18 protein-coding genes and 1 pseudogene are annotated in these 20438 nt (G+C 70.1%); 14 read left to right on the top strand and 5 right to left on the bottom strand.

The window, feature by feature from the left end; genetic code table 11:
* Nucleotides 1–310: 310 nt before the first annotated feature.
* Nucleotides 311–1318: a Gfo/Idh/MocA family oxidoreductase gene (locus ACFWNN_RS20770; protein ID WP_382441555.1), complete on the bottom strand. Its 1008-nt coding sequence runs from the start codon at nucleotides 1316–1318 to the stop codon at nucleotides 311–313.
* Nucleotides 1319–1511: 193 nt separating this feature from the next.
* On the opposite strand from ACFWNN_RS20770, the gene ACFWNN_RS20765 reads away from it, so the two are divergent.
* Together ACFWNN_RS20765 and ACFWNN_RS20760 are read left to right on the top strand one after the other, a co-directional pair.
* Nucleotides 1512–2798 carry a bifunctional o-acetylhomoserine/o-acetylserine sulfhydrylase gene (locus ACFWNN_RS20765; RefSeq protein WP_382441554.1) on the top strand — a complete coding sequence of 429 codons (1287 nt, stop codon included), beginning with the start codon at nucleotides 1512–1514 and terminating at the stop codon, nucleotides 2796–2798.
* A complete protein-coding gene (locus ACFWNN_RS20760) occupies nucleotides 2798–3811 on the top strand; it encodes a homoserine O-acetyltransferase (protein ID WP_382441553.1) in 1014 nt (337 codons plus the stop codon). Before ACFWNN_RS20765 ends, ACFWNN_RS20760 begins: the two co-directional genes overlap by 1 nt.
* On the opposite strand, the gene ACFWNN_RS20755 is transcribed toward ACFWNN_RS20760, so the two are convergent.
* Nucleotides 3774–4460: a TioE family transcriptional regulator gene (locus tag ACFWNN_RS20755; protein WP_382441552.1), complete on the bottom strand. Its 687-nt coding sequence runs from the start codon at nucleotides 4458–4460 to the stop codon at nucleotides 3774–3776. The genes ACFWNN_RS20760 and ACFWNN_RS20755 overlap by 38 nt on opposite strands.
* A gap of 79 nt (nucleotides 4461–4539) precedes the next feature.
* On the opposite strand from ACFWNN_RS20755, the gene ACFWNN_RS20750 reads away from it, so the two are divergent.
* On the top strand, nucleotides 4540–5667 hold the full coding sequence (locus tag ACFWNN_RS20750) for an erythromycin esterase family protein (RefSeq protein WP_382441551.1): 1128 nt from the start codon (nucleotides 4540–4542) through the stop codon (nucleotides 5665–5667).
* Here ACFWNN_RS20750 and ACFWNN_RS20745 read toward each other — a convergent pair.
* A complete protein-coding gene (locus ACFWNN_RS20745) occupies nucleotides 5639–6145 on the bottom strand; it encodes a hypothetical protein (protein WP_382441550.1) in 507 nt (168 codons plus the stop codon). The two genes, ACFWNN_RS20750 and ACFWNN_RS20745, sit on opposite strands and share 29 nt — an antisense overlap.
* Before the next feature lie 120 nt (nucleotides 6146–6265).
* On the opposite strand from ACFWNN_RS20745, the gene ACFWNN_RS20740 reads away from it, so the two are divergent.
* The 4 genes from ACFWNN_RS20740 to ACFWNN_RS20725 are packed head-to-tail and all read left to right on the top strand — an operon-like array spanning nucleotide 6266 to nucleotide 9806.
* Entirely contained in the window at nucleotides 6266–7384 is a 1119-nt protein-coding gene (locus ACFWNN_RS20740; protein WP_382441549.1) for a sensor histidine kinase, read from the top strand.
* Nucleotides 7381–8034, top strand: a complete 654-nt coding sequence (locus ACFWNN_RS20735) for a response regulator (protein WP_382441548.1) — start codon at nucleotides 7381–7383, stop codon at nucleotides 8032–8034. The genes ACFWNN_RS20740 and ACFWNN_RS20735 overlap by 4 nt, the downstream gene beginning before the upstream one ends.
* A 51-nt stretch (nucleotides 8035–8085) precedes the next feature.
* Nucleotides 8086–8787 carry an alpha/beta hydrolase gene (locus tag ACFWNN_RS20730; protein WP_382441547.1) on the top strand — a complete coding sequence of 234 codons (702 nt, stop codon included), beginning with the start codon at nucleotides 8086–8088 and terminating at the stop codon, nucleotides 8785–8787.
* Nucleotides 8784–9806, top strand: a complete 1023-nt coding sequence (locus ACFWNN_RS20725; RefSeq protein WP_382441546.1) for an acyltransferase — start codon at nucleotides 8784–8786, stop codon at nucleotides 9804–9806. Before ACFWNN_RS20730 ends, ACFWNN_RS20725 begins: the two co-directional genes overlap by 4 nt.
* A gap of 1354 nt (nucleotides 9807–11160) precedes the next feature.
* On the opposite strand, the pseudogene ACFWNN_RS20720 reads toward ACFWNN_RS20725, so the two are convergent.
* Nucleotides 11161–11394: pseudogene (locus ACFWNN_RS20720) on the bottom strand (hypothetical protein); the annotation flags it as partial.
* A 364-nt stretch (nucleotides 11395–11758) separates the two neighbouring features.
* On the opposite strand from ACFWNN_RS20720, the gene ACFWNN_RS20715 reads away from it, so the two are divergent.
* The 3 genes from ACFWNN_RS20715 to ACFWNN_RS20705 are packed head-to-tail and all read left to right on the top strand — an operon-like array spanning nucleotide 11759 to nucleotide 14594.
* Nucleotides 11759–12850 carry a DUF418 domain-containing protein gene (locus ACFWNN_RS20715; protein WP_382441545.1) on the top strand — a complete coding sequence of 364 codons (1092 nt, stop codon included), beginning with the start codon at nucleotides 11759–11761 and terminating at the stop codon, nucleotides 12848–12850.
* Nucleotides 12850–13977: a sensor histidine kinase gene (locus tag ACFWNN_RS20710; RefSeq protein ID WP_382441560.1), complete on the top strand. Its 1128-nt coding sequence runs from the start codon at nucleotides 12850–12852 to the stop codon at nucleotides 13975–13977. Before ACFWNN_RS20715 ends, ACFWNN_RS20710 begins: the two co-directional genes overlap by 1 nt.
* On the top strand, nucleotides 13974–14594 hold the full coding sequence (locus ACFWNN_RS20705; protein ID WP_382441544.1) for a response regulator: 621 nt from the start codon (nucleotides 13974–13976) through the stop codon (nucleotides 14592–14594). The genes ACFWNN_RS20710 and ACFWNN_RS20705 overlap by 4 nt, the downstream gene beginning before the upstream one ends.
* Nucleotides 14595–14631: 37 nt before the next feature.
* Here the strand turns inward: ACFWNN_RS20705 and ACFWNN_RS20700 are convergent, their stop codons facing one another.
* Entirely contained in the window at nucleotides 14632–15204 is a 573-nt protein-coding gene (locus ACFWNN_RS20700) for a TetR/AcrR family transcriptional regulator (protein WP_382441543.1), read from the bottom strand.
* 121 nt (nucleotides 15205–15325) lie between these two features.
* Between ACFWNN_RS20700 and ACFWNN_RS20695 the strand changes: the two genes are divergently transcribed.
* From ACFWNN_RS20695 to ACFWNN_RS20680, 4 genes are all read left to right on the top strand, one after another.
* Nucleotides 15326–15805: a hypothetical protein gene (locus ACFWNN_RS20695; RefSeq protein WP_382441542.1), complete on the top strand. Its 480-nt coding sequence runs from the start codon at nucleotides 15326–15328 to the stop codon at nucleotides 15803–15805.
* A gap of 200 nt (nucleotides 15806–16005) precedes the next feature.
* The gene (locus tag ACFWNN_RS20690) at nucleotides 16006–16791 is read left to right on the top strand and encodes an SGNH/GDSL hydrolase family protein (protein WP_382441541.1); all 786 of its coding nucleotides are present in this window, start codon (nucleotides 16006–16008) and stop codon (nucleotides 16789–16791) included.
* A 138-nt stretch (nucleotides 16792–16929) separates the two neighbouring features.
* Nucleotides 16930–18519: a carboxyl transferase domain-containing protein gene (locus ACFWNN_RS20685; RefSeq protein WP_382441540.1), complete on the top strand. Its 1590-nt coding sequence runs from the start codon at nucleotides 16930–16932 to the stop codon at nucleotides 18517–18519.
* Nucleotides 18520–18521: 2 nt separating this feature from the next.
* The gene (locus tag ACFWNN_RS20680; RefSeq protein ID WP_382441539.1) at nucleotides 18522–20435 is read left to right on the top strand and encodes an acetyl/propionyl/methylcrotonyl-CoA carboxylase subunit alpha; all 1914 of its coding nucleotides are present in this window, start codon (nucleotides 18522–18524) and stop codon (nucleotides 20433–20435) included.
* Nucleotides 20436–20438: the final 3 nt, after the last annotated feature.

Here is a 20438-nt window from a genome sequence, read left to right as displayed (position 1 = left end):
GGCCACACCTGGACGGGGCTGTCAAAAAGACGAAGAGCGTGTGGGTTTTACAGACCCGTCCAGGTGCAGCAAGAGCTATGGCGCGACTCGTGATGGGACCCCACCGCCGGGCCCTCTTGGCTCAAAGCGAAAAGCAAAAGCCAAAGCCTCGGCTTCGCCGTCGGGTTGGGCTCGCCTTCGGCATCGCAGCTTGTCGGCATGCCTGGCACGCGTCTGGACCGCCTGCATGTCATCCGGGGCCTGGTGCGTGCGTCCGGACCGTCCGCGCGTCATCTGGGGGCCTGGTGCGTGTGGCCGGATCGTCCGCGCGTTAGAGCTTGACGGCGTCTCCCGTCGCCGCCGACTGCTTCGCCGCCTCGATCACCTCAAGACCCGTCACCGCGTCGTGCGGTGAGACCGGGGACTCGCCGGCGGCCACCTGGGCGTAGAAGTCCTGGTAGGCGCCTGCCTCCGTCCGGTGCGGCGCGCCGCCGAGGGTGCCCCAGGCCTCCTCCGGCTCCTCGCCCCAGCCGGGTCCGGCGGGGGCCTCGCCCGCCTTGAGGCGCTCTTCCTGCGGGTCCATGCCGTACTTGACGTACGCGGCGTCGTGGCCGAGGACGCGGAAGCGGGGGCCCAGGTCGGCTGCCAGCGCGCTCATCCAGAGGTGGGAGCGGACGCCTTGGTCGTGGGTCAGGGACAGGAAGACGTCGTCGTCGGCCTTGGCGCCTGGGCGGACGGTCGCGATCTCTGCGTGGACCGCGGTCGGGCGGCCGAAGAGGGCGACGGACTGGTCCACGAGGTGGGTGCCCAGGTCGAAGAGGATGCTGCCCAGGTCCGCTGGGTCGCCGGACTCCTTCCAGGACGACTTGATCTCCGGCCGGTAGCGCTCGAAGCGGGACTCGAACTTGTGGACCGCGCCCAGGGCGTTGGTGGCCAGGAGGCGTTGGACGGTCAGGAAGTCGCCGTCCCAGCGGCGGTTGTGGAACGGGATCAGGCGCAGGCCTCTCGAGGAGGCGATGGAGGCGAGGGCGCGTGCTTCCATGGCGGAGCCGGCGAACGGTTTGTCGACCACGACGTCCAGGCCGTGTTCCAGGACCTGGCGGGCGTGGGTCGCGTGGAAGCGGTTCGGGGTCGTGATGACGACGAGGTCGAAGTCGCCCTGCCAGACCTCGTCCAGAGAGGACAGTCGGCGGGCGCTCGGGTAGCGCTGCGCCACCTCGGCCTGGCGTTTCGGGTTCGAGGTGACCACCGCGGAGAGTTCCAGGCCCTGGGTTGCCTCGATGAACGGGGCGTGGAAGGCCGCCCCACCCAGTCCGTAGCCGACGAGAGCTGTGCGCATGCGATCAGCCTAAGCGTTCTCACCTGATGGACGGGGTGTCGGAGGGACCGGGTGGAGCCCTACCTTCGTCTGCATGACCATGCCGCTGGTTAGCCGACGCCACGTGGATTACGTGCGCGTCACCAGCATGGCCTGTCGTTGCTCTCGTTGATCCCAACCCCCCTCGCATCAACGAACGTTCTGGAGCACAGCCATGTCCTGGTCCTTCGAAACCGCCCAGATCCACGCGGGCGCCGCGCCCGATCCGGCCACCGGCGCCCGCGCCACGCCGATCTACCAGACCACCTCGTACGTCTTCCGGGACACGCAGCACGGTGCGGACCTGTTCGCGCTGGCCGAGCCCGGCAACATCTACACGCGCATCAACAACCCCACGCAGGACGTGCTGGAGCAGCGCGTCGCCGCACTGGAAGGGGGCGTGGCGGCCGTCGCCTTCGCGTCCGGGTCGGCGGCAGGGACAGCCGCGATCCTGAACCTCGCGCGGGCCGGTGACCACCTGGTCTCCAGCGCCTCGTTGTACGGCGGCACGTACAACCTGTTCCACTACACGCTGCCGAAGCTCGGCATCGAAGTGTCCTTCGTGGACGATCCCGACGACCTGGACGCCTGGCAGTCGGCGGTGCGGCCCAACACCAAGCTGTTCTTCGCGGAGACGCTCGCGAACCCGCGCAGCCACGTGCTCGACATCGAAGGGGTCGCCGGGGTCGCGCACGCGAACCAGGTGCCGCTGGTCGTCGACAACACCGTGCCCACGCCGTACCTGCTCCGGCCGTTGGAGCACGGCGCGGACATCATCATCCACTCGGCGACCAAGTACCTCGGCGGGCACGGCACGGCCATCGCGGGCGTGGTGGTCGACGGCGGCAAGTTCGAGTACGGGGCCGAGAAGTTCCCCGACTTCCACGAGCCCGACCCCAGCTACAACGGCCTGCGGTACTGGCCGGTGCTCGGGCACGGGGCGTTCGCGGCCAAGCTGCGGGTGCAGGGGCTGCGGGACACCGGGGCGGCCATCGCGCCGTTGACCAGCTTCCTGGTCATCCAGGGCATCGAGACGTTGTCGCTGCGGATCGAACGGCACGTGCAGAACGCGCAAGCGCTTGCCGAGTGGCTGGAGGGCCGCGACGAGGTCGAGAAGGTGCACTACGCGGGCCTGCAGTCGTCGCCGTTCCACGCCAACGCGCAGAAGTACCTGCCGAAGGGTGCCGGTGCGGTGGTGAGCTTCGAACTGCGCGGCGGGGTCGAGGCCGGACGGGCCTTTGTGGACGGTACGAGCCTGTTCAGCCAGCTGGTGAACATCGGCGACGTGCGGTCGTTGATCGTGCACCCGGCGTCGACCACGCACAGCCAGCTCACACCGGAGGAGCAGGTCGTCACGGGTGTGACGCCCGGCCTGGTGCGGCTGTCGGTCGGGCTCGAAGGGCTGGAGGACCTCAAGGCCGACCTGGAGGCGGGCTTCACCGCGGCGAAGTCCGAGTTGTAGTGGGCGGATGGCGGTTCGGCGATCCGAACGGTCGGCGGAAGTGGTTCAGCCACGCCGCGGAGTTCGGGGAACTGCCTGGGTTCCAGCTCGCGTACGAGACGTGGGGGACCTTGAACGCGGAGGCCTCCAACGCGGTGCTCGTGCTCCACGCCCTGACGGGCGACAGTCATGTCGCCGGGGGCGTGGAGCCGGGTCACCCCACGCCGGGCTGGTGGGACTCGCTGGTGGGGCCGGGGAAACCGCTCGACGGGTGCTTCGTGGTGGCGCCCAACGTGCTGGGCGGGTGCCAGGGCAGCACCGGGCCCTGGCAGTACCCCGGCTTTCCCGGCATCACCATCCGCGACCAGGTGGCGGCCGAACTGCACCTCGCCGACTACCTGGGCGTGCACCGCTGGGCCGCCGTGCTCGGCGGGTCGATGGGCGGTATGCGGGCCGTCGAGTGGGCGGTGAGCGCACCCGAACGAGTGGAGTCCTTGCTGTTGCTGGCAACGACGGCGGCGGCGTCCGCCGAGCAGATCGCGCTGGCGTCCGCGCAGCTGCACGCGATCAGGGCCGATCCCGTTGAGGGACTGGGGATCGCGCGGCGGATCGCGCACATCAGCTATCGCAGCGAGCAGGAGTTGCAGGCCAGGTTCGGCCGGGCGAAGCAGGAGGACGGGCGGTTCGAGGTCGAGTCCTATCTGAACCACCACGCGGCCAAGCTGAGCCGGAGGTTCGACGCGGCCAGCTACGTGACGCTGACCGAGGCGATGAACTCCCACGACGTCGGGCACCAGCGAGGTGGGATCAAGGCGGCCCTGCACCGGATCCGGGCCCGCACGATCGTCGCCGGGGTCGACTCGGATCGGCTGTACCCGTTGGCGCAGCAGGAAGAACTGGTCGCGGGGATCTCCGGAGCCGACGCGCTCAGGGTGATCGAGTCGCCGTACGGGCACGACGCGTTCCTGATCGAGAGCGAGCAGGTCGGCGCGCTCGTCACGGAGTTGCTGCCCGTGCGGTCAGGTACTCGCTGAGGCGCGCCGACGCCGTCAGCATCGCCAGGCCGCGGGCCTGGAGACGGCCGCGCCAGTCGGTCAGGGCGGCGCCCAGCGTGTCGGTGCCGCCCGCCGACCGGACCTGGTCCACCACCAGGGCTATGCGCGCCAACGGATAGCCGCCGCGGCGCAGGAGGTGGGCCAGCTCCGCGTCGCGGACGTCCTCGGCGCGGAACAGCCGGTAGCCCGTCGCTTCCCGTTGCGGGACCAGGACTCCTGCCTCCTCCCACGCCCGGAGCGTCGCCGGCGTGACGCCCAGGCGCCGGGCCAGCTCGCCGATCGTGCGCGGCTCCAGCACCGGTTCGACGTCGGTCAGGTCGGCCACCGCGCCGCTCACCGAGTCCAGCGTCGCGCGGTCGCGCAGCAGTTGCTCGTGGCCGCGGTCGATCGTCAGCAGCACGTCGTCCAGCGAGCCGGCGTGCACGGCGTTCATGATCCGGCCCGCCACGGCGTGCCCGTAGGCGGGGATCAACGCGACGAACGTGCGCAACGCGGCCGCGTGCACCTCGGTGTAGACGCGGTAACCGGACGGCGTGCGCTCGGCCGGCGGCAGGAACCCCGACTCCTCGTAGTTGCGCACCGCCTGGGCCGACAGGCCGTGCTCGCGAGCTAGGTCGGATGGTCGCACGGTTGAGACTTTAGGCGATGCCAAATGGTCAGATCGCGGAAAAGTCTCAACAGAGCTTTCAATGTTACGGTTGAACCACATGAGCCAGGACATTCGCGAGTTCATCACCCCCTTCACCGAGCTGCTGGCGTTCGGGGAGCCGACCCACCTCGACCACGCCCACAGCTGGATCCGCAACGAGCTGTTCGAGCAGCTCGTGGGCCTGGGCTACCGCTCGATCGCCCTGGAGAGCTGCCGGATCCGGGGCCTGCTCGTCAACGACTACGTGCACGGCGCGGATGGCGACCTTGACGTGGTCATGAAGGAAGGCTTCTCCCACACGTTCGGCGAGAACTGGCCGGCCAACCGCGAGCTCGTGAAGTGGATGCGCGAGTACAACGCCGGCAAACCGCACCACGAGCGGCTGTCGTTCCACGGCTTCGACTTCCAGACCGAGACGACCAGCGCGCCCAGCCCGCGCCCCTACCTCGAACACGCCCGCGACTACCTGGGCGAGGAGATCGACCTCAGCACCGACGACGAGAAGTGGAGCCGGGACGAGGCCGTCATGGACCTCACGAAGTCACCGGGCCAGTCGGAGGAGGCGATCAGGTTCCGCGAGATCGGCACCGGCATGCTCAAGCGGCTGCACGAGCGCAAGAGCACCGACGACGCGTGGGTGCGCGCCGAGACGTACCTGAACGCCGGGCTGAGCCTGCTCCAGTACCACCGCGAGTGCGCCGAACCGAACCCGCTGGGCGTGCGCCTCAACCGCCTGTGCCAGATGCGCGACGGCGTGATGGCCGGCAACCTGCTGGCGATCCGCCGCGAGGAGGCGGCCAAGGGACCCACGCTGGTGTTCGCCCACAACGCCCACCTGCAGCGCACCAACTCGTCGATGGAGATGGCCGGCGAACGGATCGAGTGGTTCTCGGCCGGAGCGCTCGTGGCCCCGATCCTCGGCGACCGGTACACCGTCCTCGGCGGCACGCTCGGCCGCAACGACTCCATCGGACTGGGCGAACCGGACAAAGCAACCCCGGAAGGTCAGCTCCAGACCAGGTTCACGACCTGGGGCATGACCAGCGACAAGCCGGAGGGTCCGCGCCGCACCGACCTCGGCGGCGACCCGATGCTGAAGATGGCGCACTTCCCGCTCGACCAGCACCTCATGAACGGGGTCGACGCGCTGCTGCACGTCAGGGTTGGTCGTCCAGCGACGCGGTGATCCACGGCGCGATCGGCAGGTCGCGCGTCTCGCACTCGATGGCCAGCTTCAACGTCCACCGCAGGGCTTGTAAGACCACGGTCGCGAGCTCCTGCGGCTGGCCGTTGGCCAGCGCGATCTCGATCTGCTCCGAAGCCGCGTCCTGGTCGCCGTGCACCTCGGCCAACAGGGCGCGGATCGCCGTGCGGACGGGCGGGTCGGCGTCGTCGATCTGGACCTCGTTGCCTTCCTCGTCGAACACCTGCATCTTGACCGGGGTCGCGCCGCCGGAACCGAGCGCGCTGACCATGCTGCTGCACTCGGCGAACAGCAGCAGCACCAGCTCACGGATCTCCTCGTTGCCCTCGGGAGACCCGCTGAGGTACCCGGTCACGAGGTCCACCGCCACAGCGTCTTCCCCGGCCCTGGCGGCAGCCAGCGCCTCGCCGGCGACGGCCGTCAGCCGCGCCCAGCGATCTGGATCCTGTGGTGGTCTCACAGGTACTGCCTACCGCGCGGTGTCACGCGTTCGCAATGCCCCATCTTGATCAGAGTCATACCCCGGTACCTCACTCCGCAGGTCAATGTGCGAATCAGCGGATCGACCTAGCATCGGCTGGTGTTCCGCGCGTTGTACCGGACCGTTCTCGGTCCCGATCGCACCCGAGTCCTCGCCAGGGCCTTCGGGCGGTGGCGCGTCCCGGTCCACGCCGCACTGATCATCTACGCGTTCGTGTGGGGGATCGTCGCGAGCGCCAACTACGTGCGGCAACAGGACTCGGACGGCTGGTGGGTCGTCATCTTCCTGTCGACCGTCGTGCCGTACGTGCTGCTGATCCGCTCGCCGCTGTACGCCTGGCGGGTGGCCGCGCTGGGCTTCTACTGGGTCGGTCTGCTGTGCGTGGGCGACGGGGCCGCGGCGTTCCAGTACTGGACGGCGATCCCGCTCGTCGTGGCGGTCGCCGCCTTCTACTCGCGGCCGATCGTGATCACCGCCACGTTGGTCAGCGCGGTGCTGGTCGCCGTCACCGAACGGCAGGCCGCCGACCTCGCGTTGTTCGTGCCGATGCTCGCCGCGGTCGTCTACCTCTTCGGTGCGCGTGGCCGAGCCGAACGGGAGCTGGAGGAGGAGCGTTCCTCCAACGCCGCCCTTGAGGAACGAGCCCGCATCGCACGGGAGATGCACGACGTCGTGGCGCACCACATGTCGATGGTGGTGGTGAGGTGCGAAACCGCGCCTTACCGCCTCAAAGGACTGAGCGACGAGGCCCAGCAGGAGTTCGCGGAGCTCGGCGAGGCCGCGCGTGAGGCGATCACCGACATGCAACGCCTGCTGGGCGTGCTGCGGACCAACGGCGAGGCCCCTCAACGCGAACCGCAGCCCGGCATCAGCCGCATCCCCGAGCTGGTGCGGCCCGGCGACGAGGCTGAGGTGGACGTGGACGACGTTCCGGAGGCCGTCGGCCTCACCGCGTACCGGATCGTGCAGGAGGCGCTCACGAACGCCACCAGGCACGCGCCCGGCTCGCGGGCGTCCGTCCACGTGCACCGCGACGGGAACCGGCTGGACGTGCTGGTGCGCAACACCGCGGGCGGGCCGTCGAGGGGCGGCGGCAGCGGGCAGGGACTGGTGGGGATGCGCGAACGCGTCGCGGTGCACGGTGGCACGCTGACCGTGAAGTCGACCGAGGACGGCGGGTTCGTGGTGCGGGCGAGGATTCCCTTGGGGGACAAGTGATCAGGGTGGTCGTGGTCGACGACCAGGAGATGGTGCGCGAGGGCTTCTCCGCGTTGCTCGACGCGCAGGACGACATCGAGGTCGTCGGATCCGCGGGCGACGGGGTGCAGGGCGTCGCGCTCGCACGTGCGGTCGAACCCGACGTCGTGCTGATGGACATCCGCATGCCCGAGATGGACGGACTCACCGCGACGCGGTTGCTGATGGACGGCTCCGCGTCGACGAAGGTGCTGGTGCTGACCACGTTCGACCTCGACGACTACGTCTACGAGGCGTTGCAGGCCGGGGCGAGCGGGTTCCTGCTCAAGCACGCTCCCGCCCGTGAGCTGCTCAACGCCGTGCGCGTGGTGGCCGCTGGGGACGCGCTGCTGGCGCCGTCGATCACCAAGCGGCTGATCGAGGACTTCGTGCGCTCCCGCCGGGCGGAACGGGTGCGGCCGGCGCGGCTGTCCGCGCTGACCGAACGCGAGACCGAGATCCTCGTGCTGATCGCGCAGGGCCTGTCGAACTCCGAGATCGCGGCTCTGCTGGTGCTCGCCGAGCAGACGGTGAAGACGCACGTGAGCCGGGTGCTGATGAAGCTCGGCCTCCGCGACCGCGCCCAGGCCGTGATCGCCGCCTACGAGAGCGGGCTCGTAGTACCGGGGTAATGGCGCTCTGGCGGGACGATCCGGGGTCCGTGGTCTTCCTAGCTTCGGGACATGCGCCGAGCCGTCCTGTTCCTCCTGCTGATCGCCCTGCCGTCGGTCGCGCCGTCGATCGCGCAGTGGCGCACCGACGTCGCCCGCCGGGTCGCGATCGTCGGTGACCTCGCGACCGCCCGGGACGTCGTGGTCGTGGTGCCGGGGTCCGACGTGGACGTCGACCGGTTCGACCGGACGGTCGGGCGGATGGCGTCCAACCTGTACGCCGAGGCTCATCGCGACGACCTCGCGGTGATCGCCTGGCTCGGGTACCGGACGCCGCAGGGACTCGGGGTGGACGCCGTCACCGGGTCGCTGGCCCGGCAGGGGGCCGTCGCGCTGGTCGACTTCGTGCGGGCGTTGCCTTCCGACGTGCGGGTCCACGTCATCGGGCACAGCTACGGGTCGGTGGTGGTCGGGCTGGCCGCGCACGACCTGGACGTCGCCGACGTCGTGTTCACCGGGAGTCCCGGGGTGCGGGCCGGGTCGGCCTCCGAACTGGGGACCTCGGCGCGGGTGTGGGCGTTGCGGTCGGCCGGGGACTGGATGCGGTTCGTGCCCAACGTGCGGTTGTTCGACCTCGGGCACGGGACGGATCCGGCTTCCGACGCGTTCGGCGCCACGGTCTTGCGGTTCGCCGGCGGGAAGCACGACACCTACTACGAACCGGGCACCGAGACGCTGAAAGCGCTGGTCGGGATTGCGGGGAACCAGCTGTGAGGAATCCGTTCATCGACGCCGTGCGGGCGCTCGCGGTGATCACCGTCGTTCTCGGCCACTGGCTGGTCACGGCGTTGGTCGACACCCCGACCGGCATGTACATCGACAGTCCGCTCAAGCACCTGCCGTCGCTCACCCCGGTCTCGTGGGTGCTGCAGACCCTCGGCCTGTTCTTCTTCGTGGGCGGGTTCGCGGCGGCCTGCTCGAAGACGCCGTTTCTCCTGCGTCTCAAGCAACTCGCCGTGCCCACGTCGCTGATGCTGGGCTGCTGGGCGGCCGTCCTCTTCGGACTGGTCCTGCGCGGGGTCGACCAGGGCACCGCCTGGAACATCGGCTTCCTGGTCACCACGCCGTTGTGGTTCCTGGGCGTCTACCTGGTGCTGCTGGCGATGAAACCGTTGGTGCGCAAGCTGGACGAGCACTCGTGGGGTGTGCTCGTGCCGGTGGCGCTCGTGCTGGTGGTCCCGTATGCCGTGTGGTGGGCGGCCTGGCAGCTCGGGTACGCGCTCCGGCGCCGCAGCATTCCCGGGCCGCCGCTGCTCGTGGCGGGTGTGCTCGGGTACGCGTTGCTGACGACCGTCGGCGGGTATCCGGTCTCGGCGGTGGGCATTCCGGGCGAGGCCGTGTCGAACCTCAACCCGCCGAACTACGCGACGCTCGCGCTGGCGTTCGCGCAGATCGGCCTGGTGCTCACGATCGCACCTGCGCTGACCAGGCTCGGCACCGCGAAGCCGGTGCGGTGGGTGAACCGGCAGGCGCTGGGGATCTTCCTCGCGCACCAGAGCGCGCTGGTCACCGTGACGCTGGCGGTCAGCGCGTGGGGGCCGTTGCCGGGGCTCCAGCAGCCACCAGATCATCCGGACTGGGTGTGGCAGCGGCTGCTGTGGCTGCCGGTGTGCGCGGTCGTGACCTGGGGATGGCTCCGAGCACTGCGAGGCCGATCGCCACGGCGTGCAGCACCACCACCGGAGGAGCCGGGTCCAGCGCCAGCATCGGCGGTACGCACGCCAGTGCCGTGAGCAGCCAAGGCAGACGGGTGTCGCAGCTGCCGGTGCGGGCCGTGTGGATCAGGTACCAGCCGAGCAGCAGGTGGATGAGGTTCTGCAACGGGTCGACCGGCAGCAGCACCAGCATCCCGTCGCCGAGGAAGCCGCTCACCACGAACCCGAGCACGCCGAGCGTCCCGAACGACACCCCCATCGCCGTGGCGAGGCGGGTGCGGTGCGACTCGTGCGCCAGCCGGTGCACCCGGATCAGGCGCCGTTCGAAGCGGTGGAACACCAGGATCAACGGCACGAGCGCGAGCACCAGCCAGATCGGCGCCTGGGTCAGGCCGAGCAGCCCGACCAGCGCGCCGACGCCCGCCAGGTACGCGAGGTACACCGTCATCGGCGCCCGCCGGGCGAAGTCCACGACGTGCCACGACCGGCCGTCGAGCCAGGTGGTGAGGCGTTCGCGGGCCAGCAGCGCCAGGCACACCTGCGCCACGCCGAGCACCATCATCGACCGCGGGTAGTCGCTGAAGAACACCAGCGCGGGCACCGTGACCGCACCCAGGGCGGCCAGCAGCCGGCGCGACAACCGCGTCAGCGTGCCGTCCGCGTAGAAGAACCCGATCTGCTGCATCAGCAACGCGCCGACGATCAGGTTCACGTACCCGCCGGTCTTCCAGTCCGTCGACGTGCGCGCGACCTCGACCGCCGTCGTCACCAGCACCAGCACGAACGGCGTGGTGCGGCGGAAGTGCTCGTGCAGCCACGCGGCCGCGGGCGCCGCCGCCACCGCGAGCAGGTAGACCCCGAGGAACCACAACGGATGCGTGATCAACCGGCTGTACGCGTCGACCTTCACGTCGAGGAGGTTGAGAGCCGCGAACAGCACCACCCACAGCAGCACGAACGCGAGCACCGGCCGCAGCAGCCACGACGTCCGGCTCGACACCCAGCAGCCGAACCCGCCCCGGTGCTCCTGCCAGCTGCGCAGGTTCGCGTGCCCGCCGGCGAAGAAGAACAACGGCACCGCCTGCAACGCCCACAGCCACGGAGTGCCGGACCCGCGCAGGTGCGCGAGCGTCGCCACCGTCTCGCCGAGCACCAGCAACGTGAGGCTCAGCAACCGCAGGAACGTCGCGTACCTGTCCTGCTCCGCGTTCTGCAGCACCTCCGGCAACGGCGCGCTGGCGTCGCGGCGACGGCCGTGCAGCCGGGCCAGCAGCAGGAACACCACGACCGCGCTGCCGAACGCCCACGCCACCACGGGTTCGTGGCCGGGCGCACCCCACCGTTGCCGCCACGAGTTGAACTTCAGGCCCAGCGCGTAGGTCGTCGCGACCGCGTGGCAGCTCTGCTCGGCGCCGCGCGGGTTCAGCCGGCACTGGGTGTGCAGGTCGGTCGTGAGCCGGTCGTCCAGCGCCTTGCGCGCCTGCGGACCGAGCGGATCGCCCTTGTGGTCGGCATAACGCAACAGGTCGTAGCCCAGGTCGTGCGCCCGGCACGCCGCGCTGAAGTCCCACTCCGTGTCCCCGGCCGGGCCCGAGCAGCCACCGTCCTTGTCGACCACCCTGAGCGTGCCGTCCGGCGCGGTGATGGTCTTCGGGTCGCGGCCCATCTCCCGGGCGAAGTCGCCGGGCAGGTTCAGGTACGGGTCGTGCGTCGCGGACGGCGAGACGAACGCGTTGACGGCGTTGGCCGCGGCGATCACGTCGGCACTGGGCGGGATCCCGCTGTCGCCGGTGGCCGGGCGGGAGGCGATCACCCCGCAGACGAACACCGCGAGCGTGATCACCGTGAACCGGAACCAGGCCGGGAGTCGGAGGAGGAGTGTGCGAGCGCCCATTGTCGCGCCAGGTTACGGAAGGGTCTCGGCTGATCGCCAGTTCGCCAGGTCAGGCGTACGCCATCCGTCGATCGGATGATGCCGGCCCACGACACGGATGATGTTGCTCGTCCGTTGAGAAGGACACGCTTGCAGTATGAAACGGCTGCTCACACCTGACCTGGCACGCGGCGGGATGCTCGCGCTGATCGCGCTGGCGAACTCGGCCGTCTACCTCCACGGCCGTCCGTACGGAGTGCGTCAGCACATCGTCGAGACGGGGTTCGCCGACCACGTGGTCAGCTTCTTCGTCGTCACGTTCGTCGACGCCCGCGCGTACCCGATGTTCGCCTTCCTGTTCGCTTACGGCGTCGCGAAGATGGCGCCCGAGCGGGCCAAGTCGCGGGGTCGCTGGCTGATCGCGTTCGGGTTCCTGCACGCGCTGCTGCTCTTCCCCGGCGACGTGCTCGGCCTGTACGGCGTGCTCGGGTTCGCGGTGATCGCGATGACCAGGTGGAAGGACCGCACGCTGCTAGTGGCCGCCACCCTCTGGCTGGGCGTGACCGCGCTGGTCGTGGGGCAGGCGTACTCGGTGCCGCCGAACGGTCATCGGTCGTACTTCCTGTCGTTCGAGACGACCGACGCGCTGGCCGCGATGGAGATGCGGCCGCTGGAGTGGCTGCTGGTCCCGTTCGGCCTCGTCGGGGTCGGCGCGGCCGCGATGATGGGCGTGTGGGCGGCCCGTCGTGACGTGCTCGCCTCGCCCGACCGGTACCGGAGGCTGCTGCGGCACGTCGCCGGGTGGGGCATCTCGATCGCGGTGCTCGGCGGGGCGCCCAGCGGCCTCGCGGTCGCGGGGGTGCTGCACGTCGACGAGCCGTCGCGGCTGGCGGGACTGGCCGCGCTGCACGCCGTCACCGGGATCGCGGGCGGGCTCGGGTACGCGGCGCTGATCGCGTTGATCTCGCTGCGGGTGCGCGCCGACAGCCCCGTCGTGCGGGCGATCGCGGCCTGCGGGGAGCGGTCGCTGAGCTGCTACCTCTTCCAGTCCGTCGTGTTCGTGCTGCTGTTCGTGCCGTACACGCTGGGGCTGGGCGCGCACCTCGGATCCGCCGCGACCGCGCTGGTGGCGCTGGCGACGTGGCTCGTGTCGGTGCTGCTGGCCGACCTGCTGCGCCGCCGCGGTCAGCGGGGACCTGCCGAGGCGTTGCTGAGCAGTGTGCGCAGGCTGCAAGGATCTTCGGCGTGATGTCCATGGTGGAGCAGGAACGCCGGTGGAACCAGGTGTGGGCCCTCGTACCGGGTGGTCTGCTGGCCCTGGCGACGGGTGTCTACCTGGTGGCGCGGCCGGTCTCGCTGGTGCCGCTCGCCGTCGTCGGCGCGCTGGTGCTGTGGCACTGGTGGTTCGTGATCGCGCACCCGTCGTGGCTGGAGCGGCGGACCGTGCTGATGCTCCTGTACTTCGCCGGAGTGCTGGCCGGGACCGTCGTGTTGCTCAAGCACGACGGGGTGTTCACGATCTTCGTCGCCGCCTGCTACGGCCTCGCGTTCCTGACCTTGCCGGGCTGGCTCGCCTATGCGGGCGCGGTGGTCGTGGGCGGGTTGTGGCTGGTGCCGCAGGGCACCGACCTCAAGGCGGCCGCCCTGATCAACCTCGGCGTGACCACCCCGATGGCGATCCTGGTCGGCTGGATCATCCGCGTGATGGAACGCGAGGTCATCCGCCGCCGCGAGATGAACGAGCGCGTCCTCGCGTTGTCCGAGGAGAACGCCCGGCTCCAGGTGCTCGCCGAACGGGCCCGCGTGTCGCGGGAGATGCACGACACCGTCGCCCAGGGCCTCACCGGCATCGTGACGCAGCTCGAGGTGGCCGAGGCGTTGAAGCCCGCCGACGACGCGGTGCGCGGCCGCATCGCCACCGCCCGGCGGCTGGCCCGCGACAGCCTGGTCGAGGTGCGCCGGTCGATCGAGGCGCTGCGGCCCGGCCCGTTGCAGGACGGCCGGCTGAGCGAGGCGGTGGAACGGGCCGTGGACGCCTGGCGTTCCGAGCACGGCGTGGTGGCGACCTGCACGGTCACCGGCTCCGCCCGGCCGTTGAGTGCGGACACCGAGGTGGCCGTGCTGCGCTCCGCCCAGGAGGCCCTCGCGAACGCGGGCAGGCACGCCCGTGCCGAGCGGGTGGACGTCACACTGTCGTACATGGAGGACGTGGTGGTGCTGGACGTCATGGACGACGGCGTGGGCTTCGACCCGTCGGTGCGCGGCTTCGGCCTCACCGGGATGGAGGAACGCGTGGCGCTGCTCGGCGGCACCGTGACCGTGGAGTCGGCCCCCGGCAACGGAACCGCCGTGAACGTCACCCTGGACGCGCGATGATCCGCCTCGTGGTGATCGACGACCACCCGGTGGTCCGCGACGGCCTGCGCGGCATGCTCGGCACCCAGGAGGACTTCGAGGTCGTGGGCGAGGCGGCGAGCGGCACGGAGGCGCTGACCGTGATCGCCGCCGTGCGCCCGGACGTGGCCGTGACCGACCTCCGGCTGCCCGCTCCGAGCGGGGCGGACCTCGTCCGGCAGATCCGTTCGTGCGCGCCATCGACGCGGGTGCTGGTGCTGACGACGCACGACACCGACGCCGACGTGCTGCCGACGATCGAGGCCGGCGCCATCGGCTACCTGCTGAAGGACGCGCCCCGCGACGAGCTGTTCCGCGCGGTGCGGGCGGCGGCGCGGGACGAGACGGTCCTGTCGCCCTCGGTCGCGGCGCGGCTGGTGCGCAAGGTGCACGCGCCGGTGCCCGTGTCGGCGTTGAGCGCCCGGGAACGCGAGGTGCTCGCGCTGGTCGCGCGGGGGAAGACGAACCGCGAGGTGGGGGCCGCGCTGCACATCAGCGAGGCGACGGTGAAGACGCACCTGCAGCACGTCTACGCGAAGCTGGAGGTGCCGGACCGGGCGTCAGCCGTGTCGGCCGCGCACCGGCGGGGGTTGATCTAGGTCGCGGCCGTGTCGGGCGTCCGCGAGGCGAGGTCGCCTACGTCGCGACGACCGCGGGCGTCAGCGACGCGAGTGCCATCCTCGACAACAGCGCGGCCATCTGGTCCCGGTCGAGGTGGGCGCTGTGCGGCGTCGAGTTGATCAGCCCGAACACGGCGTGCGCGGCGGCACGGGCGGTCGGCTCGTCGAAGCCCGGCACCGTGCGCCGGATCGTCTCCACCCACACCTCGACGTACCGCCGCTGTAAGGCCCGCACCCGACGGCGGTCGGGGTCGGTGAGGTTCGCGAGGTTGCGCATCTGCACGGTGATGAGCGCCGGGTCGTCCAGCGCGAAGTCGACGTGCCACCCGATGAGCTCCCGCAACGCCTCGTCCGCGTCGGAGGCGGCGTCCACCCGGGACTGACCGCCGTCGAGCAGCCGCTCGGAGATCGACGTCAGCATCTCGCCGAGCATCGCGTCCTTGCTGCGGAAGTGCCGGTAGAGGGCCGGGCCGGAGATGCCCACGGCCGCACCGATGTCGTCGATGCCCACGCCGTGGAAGCCGTGGCGTGCGAACAGCTCGGCCGCGGCGTTGAGGATCTGGTCCCGACGTGAGGGTTTGTCGACCACGGAAGGAGGTTAGCAGGCGTTTACCTGACCTCGGGTCCCACAATTCGAGGGCCGGAGCAACCCGGTGCGGCGACGGGCGTCCTCTGAGTGGTTGAACCAATCTGAACTCTGGGGGAGTTCCATGATCAAGGCATTGCTGTGCACCGCTGTCGCCGGAGTGGTCGCCTTCTCGGGCGCATCCGTCGCGAACGCCGCCGAGCCGGCGCCGATCGACATCCGGATGATTCTGGGCGACTCGCCCATGGCCTACGAGTACGTCGACGTGGGTGGAACGCACTGGACTTCCAGGCGTGGCTTCGACTTCTCGGTGCGGCTCACGGACATCGGGGACGAGAACGAGCAGGGCGTGACCGTGTTCCTCTCCGTGCCGGACGAGCTCGACGTCCAGGCGCGGGGTGACGGCTGGACGTGCGGGGACACCGAGGGCGGCATCGACTGCCGCCACTCCGACCTCGTCGTGCCGGGTGAAGCGTGGCCGGACCTGCACTTCCGGGCGCAGCCGCTCGACTACGTCCGCGACACGATCGACGTCTACGCCACGACGGGTGATTACGCGGCGTCGCACGAAGGCGTGACGTATCACCTCGACGCCAGCGTCTGACCGCAGCCGCTACGGCCGGCGCACCACGAAGCAGGAGCCCTATCCGGGGCTCCTGCTTTTTTCATGCCCCGGATGGGTGGAATTTCCGCAGGTGCAAAGCCTGATTGTTGACTATTGACGAATACTTCACACAGGCCTTACCCGTGAGTAACCATTGCCGTGCAATGCATCACACCCTGCGGCCCCTTCGGGAGTCTTCGATGCGTCCTGCTCACTTCATCGCCTCGGTGGTCACCGCCGCCGCGGCCGTCATCGCGCTCGCCAACCCCGCGAGCGCCGCACCGACCAACTACGTCGCGCTCGGCGACTCCTACGCCTCCGGGCTCGGGACCGGCAGCTACGACGGTGGCAGCGGCGCCTGCAAGCGCGGCCCGCTCGCCTATCCAGCCCTGTACGCGGCGGCGACAGCCCCGGCGACGTTCAGGAGCGTCGCCTGCTCGGGAGCTAAGACCGGTGACGTCATCAGCCAGGCCAACACCCTGACGGCGGCCACCAACCTCGTCACGGTGCAGGTCGGCGGCAACGACGCCGGCTTCACCGATGTGATCACCACCTGCACGTTCGGGTCCGACCAGGACTGCGTCAATCGGGTGAACACGGCCAAGATCTACGCCGCGAACACGCTTCCCGGGCTGCTCAACAACGTCTACGGCACCATCAAGGCGAAGTCGCCGTCGGCGCGCGTGGTCGTGCTCGGCTACCCGCGCATCTACAAGGTGCCGGGCTCCTGCAACGTCGGGCTGAGCGACACCAAGCGGGCCGCGATCAACTCCGGCAGCGACGCGTTGCACGCCACCATCAGCGCGCGGGCCGGGGCGGCCGGGTTCACCTACGTCGACGTGCGCGGGGCGTTCACCGGGCACGAGATCTGCTCGTCCAGCTGGTGGCTGAACAGCCTGAGCTGGCCGGTCGACGAGTCGTACCACCCGAACCGGGCCGGCCACGCGAGCGGCTACCTGCCCGCTCTTCGGGCCGTCATCGGGTGAGGTATTCCGGAACGTGAGAGTGTCTGAACAGGTGCTTGACCTGCGTTCGGGTCACTCTCAAGCCGTACCGGTGGACCGCTAGGTTAGCGGGCGCTAACATGAAGAAGTTAACGCCCGCTAACCTGAGGTCTGGGGAGCATGGACGCACCTGTCCTGCGCAGCGCCGCCGAGCCGTCGGACCGCTACGCCAAGGAGCACGCCGCGCTCGTCGACGAGCTGCGGAGCAAGCTCGCCACCGCCGCGCGAGGCGGTTCCGAGAAGGCACGCCAGCGGCACGTCGACCGCGGCAAGCTGCTGCCGCGCGACCGCGTCGACACGCTGGTCGACCCCGGTTCGCCGTTCCTCGAACTGTCGCCGCTGGCCGCCAACGGCATGTACGGCGACGAGGCACCGGCCGCGGGCATCATCACGGGCGTCGGACGGGTGTCCGGCCGTGAGTGCGTGATCGTCGCGAACGACGCCACGGTCAAGGGCGGCACCTACTACCCGGTCACGGTCAAGAAGCACCTGCGCGCGCAGGAAGTGGCGCTGCAGAACAACCTTCCGTGCATCTACCTCGTCGACTCCGGCGGCGCGTTCCTGCCGAAGCAGGACGACGTGTTCCCCGACCGCGAGCACTTCGGCCGCATCTTCTACAACCAGGCCACGATGTCCGCGAAGGGCATCCCGCAGATCGCGGCCGTGCTCGGCTCGTGCACCGCCGGTGGCGCGTACGTGCCGGCCATGTCCGACGAGGCGATCATCGTCCGCAACCAGGGCACGATCTTCCTCGGCGGCCCGCCGCTGGTGAAGGCCGCCACGGGTGAAGTGGTGAGCGCCGAGGACCTCGGCGGCGGCGACCTGCACTCGCGCACGTCCGGCGTCACCGACCACCTGGCCGAGAACGACGCGCACGCGCTGCGGATGGTCCGGTCGATCATCTCGACGCTCGGCCCGCGCGTGCAGCGGCCGTGGGACGTCACGCAGACCGAGGCCCCGGCCGTCACGGACGATCTCTACGGTGTCGTGCCGACGGACTCCCGGACGCCGTACGACGTGCGCGAGGTGATCGCGCGGGTCGTCGACGGCTCGAAGTTCCAGGAGTTCAAGAAGGAGTACGGGCAGACGCTCGTCACCGGCTTCGCGCGCATCCACGGCCACCCGGTCGGCATCGTCGCGAACAACGGCATCCTGTTCGGCGAGTCGGCGGTCAAGGGCGCGCACTTCATCCAGTTGTGCGACAAGCGATCCATCCCGCTGGTGTTCCTGCAGAACATCACCGGCTTCATGGTCGGCCGCGAGTACGAGGCGGGCGGCATCGCCAAGCACGGCGCCAAGATGGTGACCGCGGTGGCGTGCGCGCGCGTCCCGAAGTTCACCGTGATCATCGGCGGCAGCTTCGGCGCCGGCAACTACTCGATGTGCGGCCGGGCGTACTCGCCGCGCTTCCTGTGGATGTGGCCCAACGCGCGCATCTCCGTGATGGGCGGTGAACAGGCGGCGTCCGTGCTCGCGACGGTCCGTCGTGACCAGCTCGGCGACGAGTGGTCCACAGAGGACGAAGAGGCGTTCAAGGCGCCGATCCGCCAGCAGTACGAGGACCAGGGCAACCCGTACTACTCGACCGCGCGGCTGTGGGACGACGGCGTGATCGACCCGCGCGACACCCGCACGGTGCTCGGCCTCGCGTTGTCCAGCGCGGCCAACGCCCCCATCGACGATGTTTCCTACGGCGTCTTCCGGATGTGATCATGTTCGACAGCGTTCTGGTGGCGAACCGCGGGGAGATCGCGGTCAGGGTGATCCGCGCGCTGCGGTCGCTCGGGATCCGTTCCGTCGCCGTCTACTCCGACGCGGACGCCGAGGCGTTGCACGTCAAGCTCGCCGACGAGGCCGTGCGGATCGGACCCGCCGCGGCCCGTGAGAGCTACCTGTCCATCGAGAAGATCGTGGCCGCCGCCGTTTCCACTGGCGCACAGGCGATCCACCCCGGCTACGGCTTCCTCGCCGAGAACACCGCGTTCGCCGCGGCCTGCGACGCGGCGGGCATCGTGTTCGTCGGGCCGCCCGCGTCGGCGATCGACGCGATGGGCGACAAGATCCGCGCGAAGCTCACGGTGTCGGCGGCGGGCGTGCCCGTGGTGCCGGGCCGCACGCGCGAGAACATGTCCGACGACGAGATCGTCGAGGCCGCCGGCGAGATCGGTTTTCCCGTGCTGCTCAAGCCTTCCGCGGGCGGTGGCGGCAAGGGCATGCGGCTCGTGCACGAGGAGTCGGCGCTGCGCGAGGCGATCGAGTCCGCCCGGCGGGAGGCGCGCGGCTCGTTCGGTGACGACACGCTGCTGATCGAGCGGTTCATCACGAACCCGCGCCACATCGAGATCCAGGTCCTGGGCGACGCGCACGGCACCGTGATCCACCTCGGTGAGCGCGAGTGCAGCCTCCAGCGCCGCCACCAGAAGATCATCGAAGAGGCGCCCTCGCCGTTCCTCACGCCCGAGGTGCGCGAGGCCATGGGTTCCGCCGCGGTCGACGCGGCGAAGTCCGTCGGGTACGTCGGCGCGGGCACGGTCGAGTTCATCGTGGACGGTGCTTCGGGCGACTACTTCTTCATGGAGATGAACACCCGCCTGCAGGTCGAGCACCCGGTGACCGAGATGGTCACGGGCGTCGACCTCGTGGAGTGGCAGCTCCGCGTCGCGTCCGGAGAACCTCTGGACCTGAAGGTCGAGCTGACCGGGCACTCGGTCGAGGCCCGCGTCTACGCCGAGGACCCGGCGCGTGGGTTCCTGCCGACCGGCGGCCGCGTGCTGGCGTTGAGCGAACCGGCCGACGTCCGCGTGGACTCCGGTCTGTACGAGGGACTCGTCGTCGGTTCGGACTACGACCCGATGCTCGCCAAGGTGATCGCGCACGGCCGCACCCGCGAAGAGGCACTCCGCAAGCTGGATCACGCGCTCGGCAAGATGGTGCTGCTCGGCGTCACGACGAACATCCCGTTCCTGCGCGCACTCCTGCGTGACGAGGACGTGCGATCCGGCGCCCTGGACACCGGTCTGGTGGAACGGAAGCTGGACGCGCTGACGTCCGCCGAGATCCCCGACGAGGTGTACGTCGCGGCCGGCCTGGAGCGTTCGCTCCAGCCGCACGGCGACGACCCGTGGGACCAGCCCGGCGGCTGGCGCGTCGGTGAGCACGCCTGGACGACCTGGCGGATCAACGACGTCGACGTGCGCGTGCGCGGCGAGGAGGTCGTGGTCGGCGCTGGAGAACCCGTGCGCGCCAAGGCCCGCCGCGAAGGTGCAGACCTGCTCGTCGGCTCCCGCCGGTACGCGATGGCCCGCGAGGGCGACGTGCTGTGGCTGGGCCACGACGGCGCCTCCTGGGCGTTGGTCGAGGCCGAGTTCCTGGTCGGCGCCGCCGAGGGGGCTGCGGCTTCCGGCGGTCCGGTGAAGTCCCCGATGCCCGGCACCGTGCTCGTGGTTCGAGCGCAGCAGGGCGAGGAAGTGACCGCCGGTCAAGCGTTGTTCGTGGTCGAGGCCATGAAGATGGAGCACACCGTGACCGCACCGGTCGACGGCGTGCTCGCCGAAGTGAACGTGCAAGCAGGCCAGCAGGTCAGACTCGACCAGGTGCTGGCCCTCGTCGTCTCTCACGAGGAGTGACAG

Origin of the sequence: Lentzea sp. NPDC058450 (genome assembly GCF_042721395.1) — a bacterium.
GTDB lineage: Bacteria > Actinomycetota > Actinomycetes > Mycobacteriales > Pseudonocardiaceae > Lentzea.
The sequence above is the reverse complement of the archived record's forward strand: the minus strand, read 5'-3'. Positions and strand labels throughout refer to the sequence as shown.